The sequence below is a fragment of the Herbaspirillum sp. WTB6 genome, assembly GCF_057457785.1.
Genome location: NZ_CP176522.1, coordinates 406,138 through 423,234 on the forward strand (window position 1 = coordinate 406,138; position 17,097 = coordinate 423,234).

A 17,097-nucleotide genomic window follows, 5' to 3' on the forward strand; every position below is an offset into this window, starting at 1 on the left:
CATGACATCCATTCTTCCGCCACTTGCCACGCCGGCCGCACGGCTGGCCGCGCTCGCTGGCATTGCGCTCCTGCTTTCCGCCTGCGCCGGCTTCACCGGGATTCACAGCAAGGCGCGGCTGGCGGCGCCGGACCAGTACGCCAGTGCCGAATCGCTGCCGGGCCAGGGTGGCGCCTGGCCGCGGCAATCGTGGGCCGGCGAGTTCGGCGGCCCGGCGCTGCAAGCACTGGTGGACGAAGGGCTGGCCGGCAACCCCGACCTGCAGGTGGCGGCAGCGCGCATCGGCAGCGCCCGCGCGGCCGTGCAGGCAGCCCGGGCGGCGACCTTGCCAAGCGTCGGCGCCGGCTTCAGCACGACCTATCAACGCTACACCGAACACGGCCTTATCCCGCCGCCGCTGGCCGGCACCTATCAAACCGACAACGAGCTGGCGCTGAATTTCTCCTACGATTTCGATTTCTGGGGCCGGCAGGCGGCGCAGCTGCGCTCGGCTGCCGCGCTTGGCAAGGCCGCCGCCGCCGAGCAGGCCGGCGCGCGCCTGATGCTGGCCACCGCCATCGCCCGGACCTGGCTGCAACTGGGACGCCAGCAGGCGCAGTTGCAACTGGCGGAGCGGCAGCTGCAAGTGCGTGAAAAACTGGATCAGTTGACCCAGCAGCGCATCGCTGCCGGCCTCGACGCCAGCGGCGAACGGCAGCAGACGCAGTTGCAACTGGCCAGCTTGCGCGCCGAGCGGGCGCAATGGCTGGAAGCGATGGCCTTGAGCCGCAACCAACTGGCGGCCCTGCTGGGGCAAGGCCCGGATCGCGGGCTCGGCATCGCCGCGCCGGAATTGCCGCCCGAGCAGGCGGCCGCGCTGCCCGACCAACTGCCGCTCGAACTGCTGGGGCGGCGCCCCGACATCGTCGCCTCGCGCTGGCGGGTGGAGGCGGCGCAGGGCGAGATCGATTCTGCGCGCGCGCAGTTCTACCCGAACGTCAACCTGATGGCGTTCGCCGGCCTGTCCAGCCTCGGCTTGTCGAACCTGTTGCAGAGCGGCAGCCGGACGCTCGGCATCGGCCCGGCGCTTCGGCTGCCGGTATTCGAAGGCGGCGCGCTGCGCGCGCAGCTAGGCGGCAAGGTGGCGGCCTATGACGGCGCGGTGGCGCAATACAACCAGGCGCTGACCGAATCCCTGCACCAGGTCGCCGACCAGGTGCAATCGCTGCGCGCGGCGGACAGCCAGGGCCGCGAGCGCCAATTGGCCAGCGCGGCGGCGCTGGAGACCCTGAATCTGGCGCGCCAGCGCCAGCGCGTCGGCACCGCCAACATGCTGCAAGTGCTGGCCAGCGAAAGCGCGTGGCTGGCGCAGCAGCAGCAAGCGCTGGAAGTGCAGGTGCGCAAGGCTGACCTGCGGCTGGCCTTGATCAAGGCACTCGGCGGCGGCTTCGATGCGAGCCGTGACGATCTGCTGGTCAGCGGCGCACCGGCCCGCTGAACCAGCCGCAGGAACCAGCCTCGCCGACCGGCCCCATTTCCCTGGCAGCAGCATCCCTTTTCTTTCCCGAAGATCATGAGCGCAACCAACCAACCCTCTTCCGCACCGGCAGCCACCGCAGTCGCCGCCACCCCCAGCAAGCGGCGCGTGCTGCTGATCGGGACTACCGCGGTCCTGTTGCTGGCGCTGGCCGGCTACGGCGTCTGGTGGCTGATTTACGCCAGCCATTACGAAGACACCGACGACGCCTATGTCGCCGGCAATGTGGTGCAGGTGACGCCGCAGATCGGCGGCACCGTGGTGGCGATCAATATCGACGATACCGAACTGGTCCAGGCCGGCGCGCCGCTGATCAAGCTGGATCAAGCCGACGCGCAAGTCGCGCTGAAGCAGGCCGAAGCACAATTGGCGCAAACGGTACGCGAAGTGCGCACCCTGTTTACCAACAACGGCACGCTCGCCGCCAACGTCGCCGTGCGCGAAGGCGACCTGCAGCGGGCGCGCGCCGACCTGGTGCGGCGCCAGGAGCTGATCGCCACCGGCGCGGTATCGCTGGAAGAAGTGGCGCACGCCAAGAGCGCTCTGCAAAGCGCCGAATCGGCGTTGCAGGCCGCGCGCGAACAGCTCGCATCGAACCGCGCACTGACCGACAACACCACCGTTGCCCGCCATCCGAACGTGCAGCGCGCCGCAGCCCAGTTGCGCGCCGCCTATCTGAACCATGCGCGCACCGAATTGCCGGCGCCGATCACCGGCTACGTTGCCAAGCGCTCGGTGCAGATCGGCCAGCGGGTGGCGGCCGGAATGCCGCTGCTGTCGATCGTTCCGCTCGACAGCCTGTGGGTCGATGCCAACTTCAAGGAAGTGCAGATCGCCCACATGCGCATCGGCCAGCCGGTCACGCTGCATGCCGATTCCTACGGCTCCGATGTCGCCTATCACGGTAAGGTGGTGGGTCTGGCGGCCGGGACCGGCTCGGCCTTTGCGCTGCTGCCGGCGCAGAATGCGAGCGGCAACTGGATCAAGATCGTGCAGCGGATCCCGGTCCGTATTTCGCTCGATCCGAAGGAACTGGCCGCGCATCCGCTGCGCATCGGCCTGTCGATGCGGGTCAAGGTGAATGTCGAACGCACCGAGGGCAATTCGCTGACTGCCAGCGGCACCCCGCGCGCTGAAGCAGCCTATCAGACCGACGTCTTCGAGGTCGCTGCGCACCAGGCCGACGATCTGATCGCCCGCATCATTGCCGACAATGACGGCAAGCCGTCCGCACAATAAGGACTGGGCTCGCCCCTCAACCCGGCAACACAAAAAACTGGACTGTTCCCGATGAGTGCGACTCCTCCCCCCGCCGCCCTGCCGCCGCTGCACGGACCGCAACTGGTGCTGGGCACGCTGGTGCTGTCGCTGGCGGTGTTCATGAACGTGCTCGACACCTCGATCGCCAACGTCTCGATTCCGGCCATCGCCGGCGACCTCGGCGTTTCGCCGCAGCAGGGCACCTGGGTGATCACCTCGTTCGCGGTGGCCAACGCGATCTCGGTGCCGCTCACCGGCTGGCTGACGCAGCGCATCGGCCAGGTACGGCTGTTCGTCGGCGCCATCCTGCTGTTCGTGCTGGCCTCGGCCTTGTGCGGGATGGCGCCCAGCATCGAATTCCTGATCGCCGCGCGGGTGCTGCAGGGCGCGGTCGCCGGGCCAATGATCCCGCTGTCGCAGACTCTACTGCTGTCCAGCTACCCGCCAGCCAAAAGCGGCATGGCGCTGGCCTTCTGGGGCATGACCACGCTGGTGGCGCCGATCACCGGGCCCTTGCTGGGCGGCTGGATTTCCGACAATTATTCGTGGCCGTGGATTTTCTACATCAACATCCCGATCGGCATCCTGGCCGCCTGGGCCACCTGGGCGATTTACCACAAGCGGGAATCGGCCACCAAGCGGCTGCCGATCGACAAGATCGGGCTGGCACTGCTGGTGTTGTGGGTGGGCGCCTTGCAACTGATGCTGGACAAGGGCAAGGAACTGGACTGGTTCAGCTCGACTGAAATCGTCGTGCTGGCCGCAGTCGCGGTGGTCGGCTGCATCTACTTCATCATCTGGGAACTGGGCGACGCCCATCCGGTGGTCGACCTGTCGCTATTCAAAGGGCGCAACTTCAGCGCCGGCGTGGTCGCGATTTCGGTCGCCTACGGCGTCTTTTTCGGCAGCCTGGTGATCCTGCCGCTATGGCTGCAAACGCAGCTGAGCTACACCGCGACCGAGGCCGGCATGATCATGGCGCCGGTCGGCATCCTTGCCATCCTCATGTCGCCGATAGTCGGCAAACTGCTGCCGAAGGTCGATGCGCGCATCATCACCACCATGGCGTTCGTGGTCTTCGCGCTGGTGTTTTTCATGCGCGCCCAGTTCACGCCCGAGGTTGATTTTACGACCCTGATGATCCCGACCGTGATCCAGGGCGCGGCGATGGCGATGTTCTTCATCCCACTGACGTCGATCATCCTGTCCGGCCTGCCGCCGGACAGGATCGCCAGCGCGGCCGGCCTGTCGAACTTCGTGCGCATCATGTTCGGCGGCATCGGCACCTCGCTTTCCACCACCTTGTGGGACAGCCGCACCGCAGTACACCACGCGCAACTGGCGGAACATACCGGCCCCGACAATCCGCTGTTTGGCCAGGCGGTGCAGGTGCTGACCGGCCAGGGTCTGTCGGAACAAGGGGCGTGGGCGGTGATTGAGCGCATGGTGAGCGTACAGGCCAGTACGCTGGGTGCGACCGATATTTTCTGGCTGTCGGCCGTCCTGTTCCTGGTATTGATCGGTTTCATCTGGATGACACACCCGATCCGCTCGGCGCCCTCGGCGGAGGCCGCAGGCGCTCACTGACACCCGATAAAAGGTGGAGTATGCCTAAAATATTCCGATTTTGGCCGGAAATACCAGCGGCTTCAAAAATACTCCCGGATAGAGTAGCCGATTGCCGCTAATCGCCGGAAGCCACTCAGAACGAATGCCGGCCAACCCACCAGGCGATCGCCGCCATGAATGCCGAGGCCGGAATCGTCAGCACCCAGGCCCAGACGATATTGCCGGCGACTCCCCAGCGCACCGCATTCATCTTCTTCGCCGCGCCGACGCCGACGATGGCGCCGGTGATGGTGTGGGTAGTGGAGACCGGAATCCCCAGCGCAGTGGCCATGAACAGCGTGATCGCGCCACCGGTTTCGGCGCAAAAACCGCCGACCGGCTTCAGCTTGGTGATTTTCTGGCCCATGGTCTTGACGATACGCCAACCGCCAAACAGGGTACCCAGGCTGATCGCGGAATAGCAACTGATGATGACCCACCACGGCGGCAGGTGATCCTGCGTGCTGGAATAGCCAGCCGCAATCAGCAGCATCCAGATGATGCCGATGGTTTTCTGCGCATCGTTGCCGCCATGTCCGAGGCTATACATCGAGGCCGACACCAACTGCATGCGGCGGAACCACTTGTCGACCCGATGCGGCGTCGAACGCACGAAAATCCACGACACCAGCACCATCATGATCGAGCCAAAAATAAATCCCAGCAGCGGCGACAGCACGATGAACAGGATGGTCTTGATCAGGCCGGCCGAAATCAGCGCGCCAGTACCGGCTTTCGCCACCGCGGCGCCCACCAGGCCGCCGATCAATGCGTGCGACGACGACGACGGGATACCGTAATACCAGGTGATCAGGTTCCACAATACCGCGCCCACCAATGCGCCGAACACCACGTAGTGATCGACCACCGCCGGATCGATCGTGCCCTTGCCGACGGTTGCGGCGACGTGCATCTGGAACACCAGGATGGCGATGAAATTGAAGGCCGCCGCCAGCGCCACGGCGGCCTGCGGTTTCAGCACCCCGGTGGAAACCACCGTCGCAATGGCGTTGGCGGCATCGTGGAAACCGTTCATGAAATCGAACAGCAGCGCCAGCACGACCAGGGATCCAAGGACGTAGATACTGATTTGAAAAGTTTGCATGAGCGTGGTTGATCGTTATTGTTCAGAACACGTCACAAGTACGGTACGCAGCACCTGCCGGCGGGACCGAGACCGGAATCCGGTCAAAGCCCGCCGCCTGCGGTGGCTGCGATGCAATGCGGCGAAAGGTAAGTGAGGACGGCGTTCAGGCGTTTTCGACGATGATGCCTTCGATGATGTTGGCGACGTCTTCGCAGCGATCAGTGACAGTCTCCAGGATTTCATAGATCGCCTTCAGCTTGATCAGATTGCGCACATCCGGCTCATCCCGAAACAGCTTCGACATCGCCGCCCGCATTACATGATCGGCGTTCGATTCAAGGCGGTCGATTTCCTCACAGACCGCCAGTATCTGGCGCGAGTTGTCCATGTTGTGCAAAAGAGCCACCGCCGCCTGCACCTTTTCAATGCACTGCAGACACAACTCGGCCAGGCGCAGGCATTCCGGCGTGATCACCTGCAGGTCATACAGCGACACGGTTTGCGCCGCATCTTCGATCAGGTCGAGGATGTCGTCCATGCGCGTGATCAGCTGATGGATATCGTCGCGGTCGATCGGCGTAATGAAGGTCTTGTGCAGCAGGTCGATGGTGTTGTGCGTGACCTTGTCGGCCTGTTTTTCAATGCTCTCGATGGCATGCACGCGGGTCTCGAGATCGTTGAAATCCGACATCAGGGCGACGATCTGATGACCGCCCTTGACGCATAATTCGGCATGCTGGTTGAACAGATCGAAGAATTTGCCCTCGGTGGGCATCAGTCGTCCAAACATGGTTGCTCTTTCCGTAAGTTAAGCAGAAAACCTGGTATTGGGTTGCGCGGGGGCACGAGGCGCGGTCAACTGCCCGTTCAGTCGCCGCCATACAGCGCGGCGCCTCCCGTGTAATTCTCGAATTTGGTGTACTGGCCGAGGAAGGTCAGACGCACGCTGCCGATTGGCCCGTTACGCTGTTTGCCGATGATGATTTCCGCGCTGCCCTTGTCCGGCGAATCGGGGTTGTACACCTCATCCCGATAGATGAACAGGATCACGTCGGCATCCTGCTCGATGGCGCCGGATTCGCGCAAATCCGACATTACCGGACGCTTGTTGGGGCGCTGCTCGAGCGAGCGGTTCAACTGCGACAGCGCGATCACCGGGCACTGCAGCTCCTTGGCCAACCCTTTCAGATTGCGCGAAATTTCCGAAATTTCGGTGGCTCGGTTTTCGCCGGCAGAATTGGCGGACATCAGTTGCAGGTAATCGATGATGATCAGTCCCAGCTTGCCGCACTGGCGCGACAGCCGGCGCGCGCGCGCGCGCAGCTCGATCGAATTCAGCGCCGGCGTTTCATCGATGTACATCTGGGCGTCGTTCATCTTCTGGATCGCATGCGTCAGGCGCGGCCAATCCTCGTCGTTCAGGCGCCCGGTGCGCAGCCGCTGCTGGTCGAGCCGCCCGACCGAACCAAGCATCCGCATCGCCAACTGCGCGCCGCCCATCTCCATCGAGAACACCGCCACCGGCAACCCGCTTTCGATCGCCACGTTTTCGCCGATATTGATCGAAAACGCGGTCTTGCCCATGGACGGCCGGCCGGCGACGATGACCAGATCGCCTGCCTGCAGGCCCGAGGTCATGCGGTCCAGGTCGGCAAAGCCGGTCGGAATGCCGGTGATGTCGTTCTGGTTATCGCGGTTGTAGAGTTCGTCGATGCGCTCGACCACCTGCGTCAAGAGCGGCTGGATTTCCTGGAAACCCTGGGCGCCGCGCGCGCCCTCTTCCGCGATCGCAAAAATCTTCGATTCGGCTTCATCCAGGATCTGCTTGACTTCCTTGCCCTGCGGGCTGAAAGCCTGGCCGGAAATTTCGTCGGAAACGGTGATCAGTTTGCGCAACACGCCACGGTCGCGCACGATCTCGGCGTAGCGCCGGATGTTGGCGGCAGACGGGGTATTTTGCGCCAGCGCATTCAGATACGGCAGGCCGCCGACTTCATCGGCCTTGGCCATGCCGGACAAGGATTCGAACACGGTGATGACATCCGCCGGCTTCGAACCATTAATGAGTTTGACGATGTGCTGGAAGATGATCCGATGATCGTAGCGGTAGAAATCGTCGGCCTGCACGAAGTCGGCGATTCTGTCCCAGGCGGCGTTATCGAGCAGCAAGCCTCCCAGTACCGATTGCTCCGCTTCGATTGAGTGCGGTGGGACACGTAGCGAGTCCAATTGCGGATCGAGAGGGGCATTCATGGCGCGAATTATACCCGCTTCACCCTCTGCTTTTGACGCAATGCGGCAATAAAAAAACCGGGCGAACCCGGTTTTTTATCTCTTGGCAAATACCAAACGGCATTGCTTGGCGGTGTCTTAAACGTGCTCGCCCAGCACCGCGATGGTGACGTCGACCGCGACGTCGGTGTGCAACACGACGCTCACCGGATGGTCGCCTACCATCTTCAGCGGGCCTTGCGGCATGCGGATCTGCGCCTTTTCGACTGCGAAGCCCTGCTTGCTGAGCGCCTCGGCAATATCGAAGTTGGTAACGGAACCGAACAGCCGGCCGTCGACCCCCGACTTCTGCGAAATCTGGACCGTCATGCCGGCCAGTTTTTCGCCCTGCGCCTGCGCGGCGGCCAGTTTTTCGGCGGCGGCTTTTTCCAGCTCGGCGCGCTTGACTTCGAATTCGGCCATGGCGCTGGTGGTGGCGCGCCGTGCCATGCGTTGCGGGATCAGGAAGTTACGGGCGTAGCCGTCCTTGACGCGGACCACATCACCCAGATTGCCGAGATTGACGACTTTTTCCAACAGAATGACTTGCATGTTTTTCTCCTATTCTTCAGCCGTCGATTAGGCGTTGTGCAGATCGGTGTACGGCAACAGCGCCAGGAAGCGCGCGCGCTTGATCGCGGTATCGACCTGGCGCTGATAATGCGCCTTGGTGCCGGTCAGACGAGCCGGCATGATCTTGCCGTTTTCCTGAACAAAATCCTTCAGGGTGTCGACGTCCTTGTAATCCACCTGTTCCACTTTGGCGGCGGTGAAGCGGCAGAATTTCTTGCGTTTGAACAGCGGGTTCTGCTGTTGACGCTTGTGCTTGAGTTTGTTCTTGTCGAATTTTTTACCGAATGCCATTTTTGGCTCCTTGTTTGTTTCCATCGTGTCGATGACAGCGTGGCGCTACGCTCAACTCTGTCCTGCGATGGATGAAAAATCGATTATGTGAAAAACGAGGCTCTTGCCGTTACGACTCTTGCGTGCCACGAAACCGGTGAACCGAAAACTCCGGCCCAGTTCGGCCTGGCTGAATCGTCCTGAAATTTCGCCGACTGCAATGGCAGCAATTTCAAACTCGACCAGCCGTGGAATTCCTGCTTCAAGCTGTTGCGAACTGTGCAGCAACCGGCCCGATACGATCGGAATTCCTGCCGGCGTGTAGCGCAGAATTTCACGCTCGCCGACCGTCGCCACCAACTCAAACTGATTCACGCTCCCGCGGCACGGCAAAAATTACGCTGCCGGCGCTTCGCTGCGATGGCTCTTGGCGGCGTCTTCCTTCTGCACCGCCTTCATCATCGGCGACGGCGCCGTTTCGGCCTTCTTCATCTTCACGGTCAGATGGCGCAAGATGGCGTCGTTGAACTTGAAGCTGGTTTCAATTTCGGTCAGCGTTTCGGCATCGCACTCGATATTCAGGCAGACGTAATGCGCCTTGGCGAGTTTCTGGATCATGTAGGCCATCTGGCGCCGGCCCCAGTCTTCGACCCGATGGATCTGGCCGCCGCGCGCGGTGACGACGCCCTTGTAGCGCTCGATCATCGCGGGCACCTGCTCGCTTTGGTCCGGATGGACAATAAATACTATTTCATAATGACGCATGGAATCTCCTTTTGGACGGATCAATAAATCGCCCACCCCGGCGTCAAGACGGGTGTGGGAAGAGGAAAACCGGAAATGATACGCTGAAAAGCGAAAACACTCAATGCGCTCAACTGCTTATCGCGCTGACCGCTGCCCTGCATGCTTGCATTCCTGGAACAACTGTATAAAAATACAGACTGTTCATAATCCCAGCCGCAGCGCCTTGACCTTATGCTCAAACTGACCGCCCGCCAGCAGCAAATCCTCGACCTGATCGGCAGTGCAATCGAAAACACCGGTTTTCCTCCGACTCGCGCCGAAATCGCCGCCGAGCTCGGTTTTCGCTCGGCCAACGCGGCCGAAGAGCATTTGCAGGCGCTGGCGCGCAAAGGCGCGATCGAAATTTCGCCCGGCACCTCGCGCGGCATTCGCCTGCTCGACGGCGAGCGCGGCAACCGGCCGCTGGCGCCGGCGCGCGGCCAGATGATGTTGCCGCACCCGGCGCTGATGCAATTGAGCCTGCCACTGGTGGGCCGGGTCGCCGCCGGTTCGCCGATCCTCGCGCAGGAACACATCGAGGCGACCTATCAGGTCGATCCGGCGCTGTTTTCGGAAAAACCGGATTACCTGTTGAAGGTACGCGGCATGTCGATGCGCGACGCCGGTATCCTGGACGGCGATCTGCTGGCAGTGAAAAAAGCGGACAGCGTCAAGAACGGCCAGATCATCGTTGCCCGCCTGGGTGACGACGTCACCGTCAAGCGCTATCGGAAAACCGGTGCGATGATCGAATTGCTGCCGGAAAATCCGGATTTCGCGGTGATTCGCGTGCTGCCGGAACGCGATGACTTTGCCCTGGAAGGCCTGGCAGTCGGATTGGTGCGCAACTGGCGTTAACCGCAACCGTCGCGTCACTTGAAAATCGGGAGTATGCCAATCTTTGGCTTGATATCGCCCAAATATCAAGCGAATCTGAAAATACAGGCGCCAGTATAAACCCGAGTTTGAAGCCGGCCCGATTCAGTCCGAGCGCTTGCGCAAGATCTGACGGGCGATGCCGCGCAGGATGTTGACCTCCTCGGTTTCCAGTTGAGTGCGGGCAAACAAGCGCTTGAGGCGCGGCATCAGTTTTTTGGGGTTGTCGGCATCGAGGAAATCAATCGCGACCAGCGCCTGTTCCAGATGCGCAAACATGCCTTCGATCTCGAGCACGCCGGCGGCGTCACCGTGGAATCCGACCGGACTGTTTCCCTGCTCGCCGTCCTGCGCCGCGACCCGGCATTCATAGGCTAGCACCTGCACCGCCTGCGCCAGGTTGAGCGACGAGTAATCCGGGTTGGCCGGAATATTGATCAGCACATTGCAATTTTCCACCGCCTGGTTGGGCAGCCCGAAACGCTCGTTGCCGAAAATAAGCGCGGCATTCAGTTCAACCTGCGCCGCCAATTGTCCGGCCAGCGCACGCGGCGCCAGCACCGGCGGCGAAAACTCGCGCAGGCGCGCGCTGACCGCGGCGGCGAAGTTGCAGCCGTTCAAGGCTTCCTCGATGGAACCAACCGTACGCGCCGCTGCCAGAATATCCTGCGCGCCGCTGGCGAAGGCAATCGCCTCTTCATGTTCGATTGCATTCGGCACGCGTGGATTGACCAGCACCAGTTGGGAAAAACCCATCGTCTTCATGGCGCGCGCCGCCGCGCCGATATTGCCGGGGCGACTGGTTTCGACCAGCACGAAGCGCAGGCGGTCAAACACGGGCATGGGGTTTTGCGGCAGGTTCATTTAAAATAGCGGGATTGCGCGGGCCACGCGGAACAGGCGAAAGTGATTTTGCCGCAGCACGTCCGTTGGTCACCGCCTTGCTCATTATTCATCCAGGATACGCACCACTGCGCAGCTTGCGCGGCGCCGCCATTTTAACGGAATCCCTATGCATCCCATGCTCAACACGGCGATCAAGGCCGCACGCCGCGCCGCCACCGTCATTAACCGCGCCTCATTCGATGTCGATCTACTGAAAGTCACCACCAAGCGGCACAACGATTTTGTCACCGAAGTCGATTCCGCGGCAGAAGCGGCGATCATCGGCGTGCTCGGCAGCGCCTATCCGGATCATGCCTTTCTGGCGGAAGAATCCGGCGCCTCGGCCAATCTGCACGCCGACCACGAATATGTCTGGATCATCGACCCGCTCGACGGCACCACCAATTTCATCCACGGCTTTCCGCAATACTGCGTCTCGATCGCGCTGCAGTACCGCGGCCAGATCACCCAGGCCGTGGTGTACGATCCGACCCGCAACGACCTGTTTACCGCCACCAAGGGCGCCGGCGCCTACCTGAACGACAAGCGCATCCGCGTCAGCCGGCGCGACAAGCTGGCGGACGGCCTGATCGGCACCGGCTTTCCTTATCGCGACCTCGAGGGTCTGGACGAATACCTGCAGATGTTCAAGCTGATGACGCAAAGCTGCGCCGGCATGCGGCGCCCGGGTGCCGCCGCGCTCGATCTGGCGTACGTCGCCGCCGGCCGGCTCGATGGCTTTTTCGAAAAAACGCTGAAGCCGTGGGACATCGCCGCCGGCTCGCTGCTGATCACCGAAGCCGGCGGCCTGATCGGCAATTTTGCCGGCGAAGCCGACTACCTGCACAAGGGCGACGTGCTGGCCGGCAGCCCGAAAGTGTTCGCGCAGATGGTGAACCTGCTGAGCCCATTCAAATAAAAATCGCCGCCGGCCGCCAGGCCGGGCGCAATAAGCCGCCGCGCCGCCGCAGCGCTGTTATACTGCGCCGGTGCGGCACATTCTCCAGTCACCTTGCCGCTGTCTATTCCGACCTCCGCATTCCAATCCGTTTGCCTGCGACTGGCGCCCCTGGCGGCGACAGGCCGATGTTTTCCATTGAGTACACATGTCATTTACTTCCCTCGGCCTGGCCGATGAAATCGTTCGCGCCGTCACCGAGCACGGCTACACCACACCAACCCCGATCCAGGCCCAGGCGATTCCCGCCGTGCTGGCCGGCGGCGACCTGCTGGCCGGCGCCCAGACTGGCACCGGCAAAACCGCCGGGTTCACGCTGCCGATCCTGCAGCGGCTCTCCGCCAGCGCCCCGCCCAGCGGCCCGCGGCAGCTGCGCGCGCTCGTGCTAACGCCGACCCGCGAACTGGCGGCCCAGGTCGAGGAAAGCGTGCGCACCTACGGCAAATACACCAAACTGCGCTCGGCCGTGATCTTTGGCGGCGTCGGCGTCAACCCGCAGATCAAGTTGCTGAAGCAAGGCATCGACATCCTGGTGGCGACGCCGGGACGCTTGCTGGACCATATGCAGCAAGGCACGGTCGACCTGTCCAAAGTCGAGATCCTGGTGCTGGACGAAGCCGACCGCATGCTCGACATGGGCTTCATCCGCGACATCAGGAAAGTGCTGGCGGCGCTGCCGAAAAAACGGCAGAACCTGCTGTTTTCGGCTACCTTCTCCGATGAAATCAAGGCGCTGGCCGACGGCCTGCTGAACCAGCCGGCGATGATCGAGGTGGCGCGCCGCAATTCGACGGTCGAGGTCATCGCGCAAAAAATCCATCCGGTGGATCGTGACCGCAAGCATCCGCTGCTGGCGCACCTGATCAAGACTCATGAATGGCCGCAGGTATTGGTATTTACCCGCACCAAGCACGGCGCCAACAAGCTGGTCGAGCAACTGGGCAAGGACGGCATCGAAGGCATGGCGATTCACGGCAACAAGAGCCAGGCGGCGCGCACCCGTGCGCTGTCGGAGTTCAAGGATGGCAGCTTGCAGGTGCTGGTGGCGACCGACATCGCTGCGCGCGGCATCGACATCGACCAGTTGCCGCACGTGGTGAACTACGATCTGCCGAATGTCCCCGAAGACTATGTGCACCGGATCGGCCGCACTGGCCGTGCCGGCGCCACCGGTCAGGCGGTATCGCTAGTGTGCGTGGACGAACACATCATGCTGCGGGACATTGAAAGGCTGATCAAGCGCGAACTGCCGAGGGAGGTCATCCCGGGCTTCGAGCCCGACCCGAACGCACGACCGCAGGCGATTCAACTACGCAGCGGTGGCGGCGGTGGACGCGGCCAGGGAGGCGGCAGAAGCACCGCCCAGCCACGCGCAGCCACGGCGCCGCGCTCGCAAGGTCCGGGCAAGCCTCAGGGCGGCCAGGCGCCCGGGCGCTCGTCCGCGCCGCGCCGTTCCGGCGGCCGTGGCCGCTGATCCGCAAACGACTCAGTGCCCCGCCAACGGGCGCGCATTGCGCGCCCGTTGCATTTTTGGACTGGAAGAACTCCAGTCAGGCTCAGCACCGCCACTGTTGCTGGCAAGCCGCAATGACGGATATCGATCTGGATTTACGCCAATCGATACGCTAAGATAGGCCGGATTTCTCCAGGCACTGCGCCTATTTTCTTTGTTAAAACAGTAACTTACAGATCAAGGCAAGCCATGCTAACCGCAGCTTGCCCATGCTCGCCCGACATGCGGCGACGAAGCCGATGCCCTCATCCTGGTGTCGAGATCCACAACGCAGGGCGCGCATTTTCCGGCCATGAACGCATTGGTGCCGGCATCCAACTGACACCCCGACAGATGAGTACGGTTATCGTCCCCAGCTCCCGCATCACGGGCCGACGCAAGAAAATGTCGGCGACCAAGGCCGTCTGTGCGGAAGGCTTCCCGCCTGCCGCCAAATCTCCGCGAGCACGCTCTTGATTAGGCTGTATCGCCTGGTGCGGCACTGGCTCGGCAGCCTGCAACTGACAGTTCTGCTGCCGCTATTTGCGGCGCTGCTGCTGCTCGCAATGTGGGCGACCGTGCTGTATCAGATCGAGCGGGAGCGCTCGACCGCATTCAAACAGGCAGCCGACACCAGCGACGCGCTGGCCCAGACCTTTGAAGTGCGCAGCACGCTCGTGCTGCAGCAGGTGTCGCAAGTCACGGAATTCATCAAGTTCGAATTTGAACACCATGGCGCCAGGCACGCGTTGCCGGAACTGATTACCAGCGACATTTTCCCCGAAACGATCGTCAACCTGATTACGGTTGTCGCGGCCGACGGCAGCATCATCGCCAGCAACCACGCTACGATAGATGACAGGCTGGCCGAGCGGGATTCGTTTCGGACGCACATCGACAACGATGTCGACCGGCTGTATATCGGCATGCCGATTTTCAATCCGCGCGCCAAGCAGTCGGTGCTCCAGCTAAGCCGCCGGCTCAACCACGCCGACGGCTCGTTTGCCGGCGTCGTCGTGGTCGCGCTGCCGCCCGCCTATCTGACCGATTTCTACGATCGCTCCAACCTCGGCACCCACGGTTCGGTCAGCCTGCTGGGGAACGACGGCGCGTTTCGCGCGGTGCGCGTCGGCAATCGGATGCTGATGCCGGACCACCCGGGCGAGCCGCTGCCTTCCGCTGCCTCGGCTCCGGCACGACACCATGACATGATCGCCGCCAGCAGCCCGGGGCAGATTCCGCGCGTGTTCGGCTACCGGCAATTGAAGGATTTCCCCCTGATTGCGATTGTCGGCATCAGCGCGCCGGAAGCGTACGGCAAATTTTCCGAACGGCGTTCCGTCTATCTCTGGTCCGCAGCAAGCGCCAGCGCCGTTATCCTGGCCTTCTTCGCGCTGCTGACGGTGCTGAGCCACCGCCTGCGCAAGAGCATGCTGGCGGCCACGCAAGCGCAGACCACCTTTCGCGCCGTCATGGACGGTGGCCTGGGCGCGTTCTACGTCCTGAAGGCCGAGCGCGACGCCCACAACGCCGTCCGGGACTTCGTTTGCGTCAGCGCCAATCGCCGTGCCGCACAATTGATCGGGAAATCGGAGGATGCCGCGATCGGTTGGAAACTCGGCGACCTGTTTCCCGCCAGCCGCAACAACGGGTTTTTCGAAAAATGCACGCAGGCCGCCGACTCGGACCAGGCGATGGAAGAGGAATCCGAAACAATGGAAGCCGATGGCAGTTCCCGCTGGTGGCATCATCAGTGGATACCGATTCCAGGCGGCGTTGCGGTGACCAGCCGCGACATTTCGCAGCGCAAGCATATCGACACCGAAAATCGCAACCGCCGTCATTTCCTGCAGTCTCTGATCGATTACCTGCCCACCCTGATCTACGTCAAGAGCCTGCGTACCGGCGACCAGGGCCGCATGATCATCTGGAACAAGGCGGCGGAAAACGTCACCGGCTACGCCGCCAGCAAGGTTGTCGGCAAGTCGCTGGATGAGATATTTCCACCCCAATTCGCCAGGCAATACCGGAAACTGAGCGACCGGATGCTGGCCGATCCGCAGGTCATCGATGTCCCGGACGGGCCATTCCGGCGCCCCGATGGAACCCTGCGCTATTTGCGCACCATTTCGGTGCCGCTGTTCGACGAAAACGGCCGGCCGGAATACCTGCTCGGGATTGGAGTCGACATCACCGAACGGCGGGCGCAAGAGCAGGAATTGCGCACCAAGCAGGCGGAACTGGCTGCCGCCAACGACTCCTCGCCGCTTGGACTGTTCCACACCGACGCCAACGGCCAATGCACCTACGTCAATCGCGCCTACGAAGAAATGTCGGGCCTGAGCTGCGAACAGGCGCTGGGCGCCGGCTGGGCGCGCTCGGTACACCCGCAAGACCGGCTCAAGGTGTTCCGGGCATGGCGGCAGTGCGCACGCGAGTGCCGGCCTTATCAGGACATCTATCGTTTCCTGCACCAGGACGGCGGGATCGTCTGGGCATCGGTAAAAATGGCTCCCATACTGGTGGATGGCAAGGTACTGGGTTATGTGGGCAGCGTCGACGACATCACGGCGCGCCGTGCCGCCGAAAAAGCCTTGCAGGAAAGCGAGCAGCATTTGCGCACGATTGCCGATACCCTGCCGGCGCTGGTCGCCTATGTCGACCGCGAGCAGCGTTTCCGCTTCAACAACCTGGCATACGAACGGGTATTCGGCATCCCGCGCGAAGCGATTCGCGGCAAGACCGTCCGCGAGTTACTGGGCGAAGCGCTGTACCAGCGTGCCGCGCCCTACATCGAACGTGCCCTGCACGGCGAAACCGTGCGCTTCGAGGTGGACGAACTGCGCAACGGCGAATACCGCTGCACCGAGGCGACCTACACCCCGCAATTCGACGCCGAGGGCGGCCAGGTGGTCGGCTTCCATGTAATGGGACACGACATCACCGCCAAGAAGATTCACGAGCGGCGGCTGGTTGAACTGACTCAGATCGACAGCATGACCGGGTTGCTGAATCGCGCCGGCTTCGAAAAAAAACTGGCGGAAGCGATGGCACACAGCCGCAAGTCCCGGGCCCTGATGGCGGTGATCTACATGGACATCGATCATTTCAAGGAAATCAACGACAGCTATGGGCACCCGATCGGCGACGCCTTGCTGAAATCCTTCGTGGCACGCCTGTTGCGTACCTTGCGCGCCACCGACAGCGTCGCTCGGCTGGGCGGCGACGAGTTTTCCATCATCATGGAAAAACTCACCAAGCCGGAGGATGCGGCCGTGATTGCCGGCAAGATCGGAAGCGTGATGCGGCGCCCGTTTGCCCTCGAAGGCCACACCGTCAACGTCTCGGCCAGCATCGGCCTGGCTTATTACGACGGCGGAGCGTTGGGAGCCGAGGAACTGGTCAAGCAGGCCGATGACATGTTGTATCAGGCGAAAAAAGCCGGCCGGGATACCTATCGCATCGCACCGCTCTCTCCTTCCTGAGACTGGACTCGGCTTTGCAGGTGGCACCGC

At 62.4% G+C, this 17,097-nt stretch carries 15 protein-coding genes; 7 read left to right on the forward strand and 8 right to left on the reverse strand.

The features are described from left to right. Position 1 precedes the first annotated feature (1 nt). From ACK2VC_RS01910 to ACK2VC_RS01920, 3 genes are all read left to right on the forward strand, one after another. Positions 2–1,477, forward strand: coding sequence for an efflux transporter outer membrane subunit (locus tag ACK2VC_RS01910; RefSeq protein ID WP_486731901.1), 1,476 nt, complete (start codon positions 2–4; stop codon positions 1,475–1,477). Positions 1,478–1,552: 75 nt separating this feature from the next. After that, positions 1,553–2,755 carry an EmrA/EmrK family multidrug efflux transporter periplasmic adaptor subunit gene (locus ACK2VC_RS01915; RefSeq protein WP_486731902.1) on the forward strand — a complete coding sequence of 401 codons (1,203 nt, stop codon included), beginning with the start codon at positions 1,553–1,555 and terminating at the stop codon, positions 2,753–2,755. A 51-nt stretch (positions 2,756–2,806) separates the two neighbouring features. Continuing rightward, entirely contained in the window at positions 2,807–4,363 is a 1,557-nt protein-coding gene (locus ACK2VC_RS01920) for a DHA2 family efflux MFS transporter permease subunit (RefSeq protein WP_486731903.1), read from the forward strand. Between the two features lie 115 nt (positions 4,364–4,478). On the opposite strand, the gene ACK2VC_RS01925 is transcribed toward ACK2VC_RS01920, so the two are convergent. The 7 genes from ACK2VC_RS01925 to rpsF all read right to left on the reverse strand — a co-directional run bounded on the left by ACK2VC_RS01925 (position 4,479) and on the right by rpsF (position 9,350). After that, on the reverse strand, positions 4,479–5,489 hold the full coding sequence (locus tag ACK2VC_RS01925) for an inorganic phosphate transporter (protein ID WP_486731904.1): 1,011 nt from the start codon (positions 5,487–5,489) through the stop codon (positions 4,479–4,481). 145 nt (positions 5,490–5,634) lie between these two features. Next, positions 5,635–6,261, reverse strand: coding sequence for a DUF47 domain-containing protein (locus ACK2VC_RS01930; RefSeq protein WP_486731905.1), 627 nt, complete (start codon positions 6,259–6,261; stop codon positions 5,635–5,637). A gap of 77 nt (positions 6,262–6,338) precedes the next feature. Continuing rightward, complete coding sequence (locus tag ACK2VC_RS01935) at positions 6,339–7,724, reverse strand: replicative DNA helicase (RefSeq protein ID WP_486731906.1); 1,386 nt, start codon at positions 7,722–7,724, stop codon at positions 6,339–6,341. 117 nt (positions 7,725–7,841) lie between these two features. After that, complete coding sequence (gene rplI / locus ACK2VC_RS01940; RefSeq protein WP_486731907.1) at positions 7,842–8,294, reverse strand: 50S ribosomal protein L9; 453 nt, start codon at positions 8,292–8,294, stop codon at positions 7,842–7,844. Positions 8,295–8,321: 27 nt separating this feature from the next. Then, entirely contained in the window at positions 8,322–8,606 is a 285-nt protein-coding gene (rpsR, locus tag ACK2VC_RS01945; protein ID WP_486731908.1) for a 30S ribosomal protein S18, read from the reverse strand. Between the two features lie 51 nt (positions 8,607–8,657). After that, positions 8,658–8,960, reverse strand: a complete 303-nt coding sequence (priB, locus tag ACK2VC_RS01950; protein WP_486731910.1) for a primosomal replication protein N — start codon at positions 8,958–8,960, stop codon at positions 8,658–8,660. A gap of 21 nt (positions 8,961–8,981) precedes the next feature. Next, positions 8,982–9,350 carry a 30S ribosomal protein S6 gene (rpsF, locus tag ACK2VC_RS01955; RefSeq protein ID WP_486731911.1) on the reverse strand — a complete coding sequence of 123 codons (369 nt, stop codon included), beginning with the start codon at positions 9,348–9,350 and terminating at the stop codon, positions 8,982–8,984. Positions 9,351–9,563: 213 nt separating this feature from the next. On the opposite strand from rpsF, the gene lexA reads away from it, so the two are divergent. Beyond that, positions 9,564–10,229, forward strand: coding sequence for a transcriptional repressor LexA (lexA, locus tag ACK2VC_RS01960; RefSeq protein ID WP_486731912.1), 666 nt, complete (start codon positions 9,564–9,566; stop codon positions 10,227–10,229). Positions 10,230–10,352: 123 nt separating this feature from the next. Here lexA and ACK2VC_RS01965 read toward each other — a convergent pair whose 3' ends face one another. Next, entirely contained in the window at positions 10,353–11,111 is a 759-nt protein-coding gene (locus ACK2VC_RS01965) for an RNA methyltransferase (protein WP_486731914.1), read from the reverse strand. A 148-nt stretch (positions 11,112–11,259) separates the two neighbouring features. Here ACK2VC_RS01965 and ACK2VC_RS01970 point away from each other — a divergent pair, with 148 nt between their 5' ends. The 3 genes from ACK2VC_RS01970 to ACK2VC_RS01980 all read left to right on the forward strand — a co-directional run bounded on the left by ACK2VC_RS01970 (position 11,260) and on the right by ACK2VC_RS01980 (position 17,067). Beyond that, positions 11,260–12,051, forward strand: coding sequence for an inositol monophosphatase family protein (locus ACK2VC_RS01970; RefSeq protein WP_486731915.1), 792 nt, complete (start codon positions 11,260–11,262; stop codon positions 12,049–12,051). A 187-nt stretch (positions 12,052–12,238) separates the two neighbouring features. Continuing rightward, positions 12,239–13,564: a DEAD/DEAH box helicase gene (locus tag ACK2VC_RS01975; RefSeq protein WP_486731917.1), complete on the forward strand. Its 1,326-nt coding sequence runs from the start codon at positions 12,239–12,241 to the stop codon at positions 13,562–13,564. 491 nt (positions 13,565–14,055) lie between these two features. Beyond that, positions 14,056–17,067, forward strand: coding sequence for a sensor domain-containing diguanylate cyclase (locus ACK2VC_RS01980; protein WP_486731918.1), 3,012 nt, complete (start codon positions 14,056–14,058; stop codon positions 17,065–17,067). Positions 17,068–17,097 lie beyond the last annotated feature (30 nt).

Coding starts and splice junctions, on each gene's coding strand:
- ACK2VC_RS01965 (WP_486731914.1), bottom strand. CDS start 11,111: ATGAACCTGCCGCAAAACCCCATGCCCGTGTTTGACCGCCTGCGCTTC.
- ACK2VC_RS01910 (WP_486731901.1), top strand. CDS start 2: ATGACATCCATTCTTCCGCCACTTGCCACGCCGGCCGCACGGCTGGCC.
- rpsF (WP_486731911.1), bottom strand. CDS start 9,350: ATGCGTCATTATGAAATAGTATTTATTGTCCATCCGGACCAAAGCGAG.
- ACK2VC_RS01970 (WP_486731915.1), top strand. CDS start 11,260: ATGCATCCCATGCTCAACACGGCGATCAAGGCCGCACGCCGCGCCGCC.
- ACK2VC_RS01925 (WP_486731904.1), bottom strand. CDS start 5,489: ATGCAAACTTTTCAAATCAGTATCTACGTCCTTGGATCCCTGGTCGTG.
- rpsR (WP_486731908.1), bottom strand. CDS start 8,606: ATGGCATTCGGTAAAAAATTCGACAAGAACAAACTCAAGCACAAGCGT.
- ACK2VC_RS01930 (WP_486731905.1), bottom strand. CDS start 6,261: ATGTTTGGACGACTGATGCCCACCGAGGGCAAATTCTTCGATCTGTTC.
- ACK2VC_RS01975 (WP_486731917.1), top strand. CDS start 12,239: ATGTCATTTACTTCCCTCGGCCTGGCCGATGAAATCGTTCGCGCCGTC.
- ACK2VC_RS01935 (WP_486731906.1), bottom strand. CDS start 7,724: ATGAATGCCCCTCTCGATCCGCAATTGGACTCGCTACGTGTCCCACCG.
- ACK2VC_RS01915 (WP_486731902.1), top strand. CDS start 1,553: ATGAGCGCAACCAACCAACCCTCTTCCGCACCGGCAGCCACCGCAGTC.
- lexA (WP_486731912.1), top strand. CDS start 9,564: ATGCTCAAACTGACCGCCCGCCAGCAGCAAATCCTCGACCTGATCGGC.
- rplI (WP_486731907.1), bottom strand. CDS start 8,294: ATGCAAGTCATTCTGTTGGAAAAAGTCGTCAATCTCGGCAATCTGGGT.
- ACK2VC_RS01920 (WP_486731903.1), top strand. CDS start 2,807: ATGAGTGCGACTCCTCCCCCCGCCGCCCTGCCGCCGCTGCACGGACCG.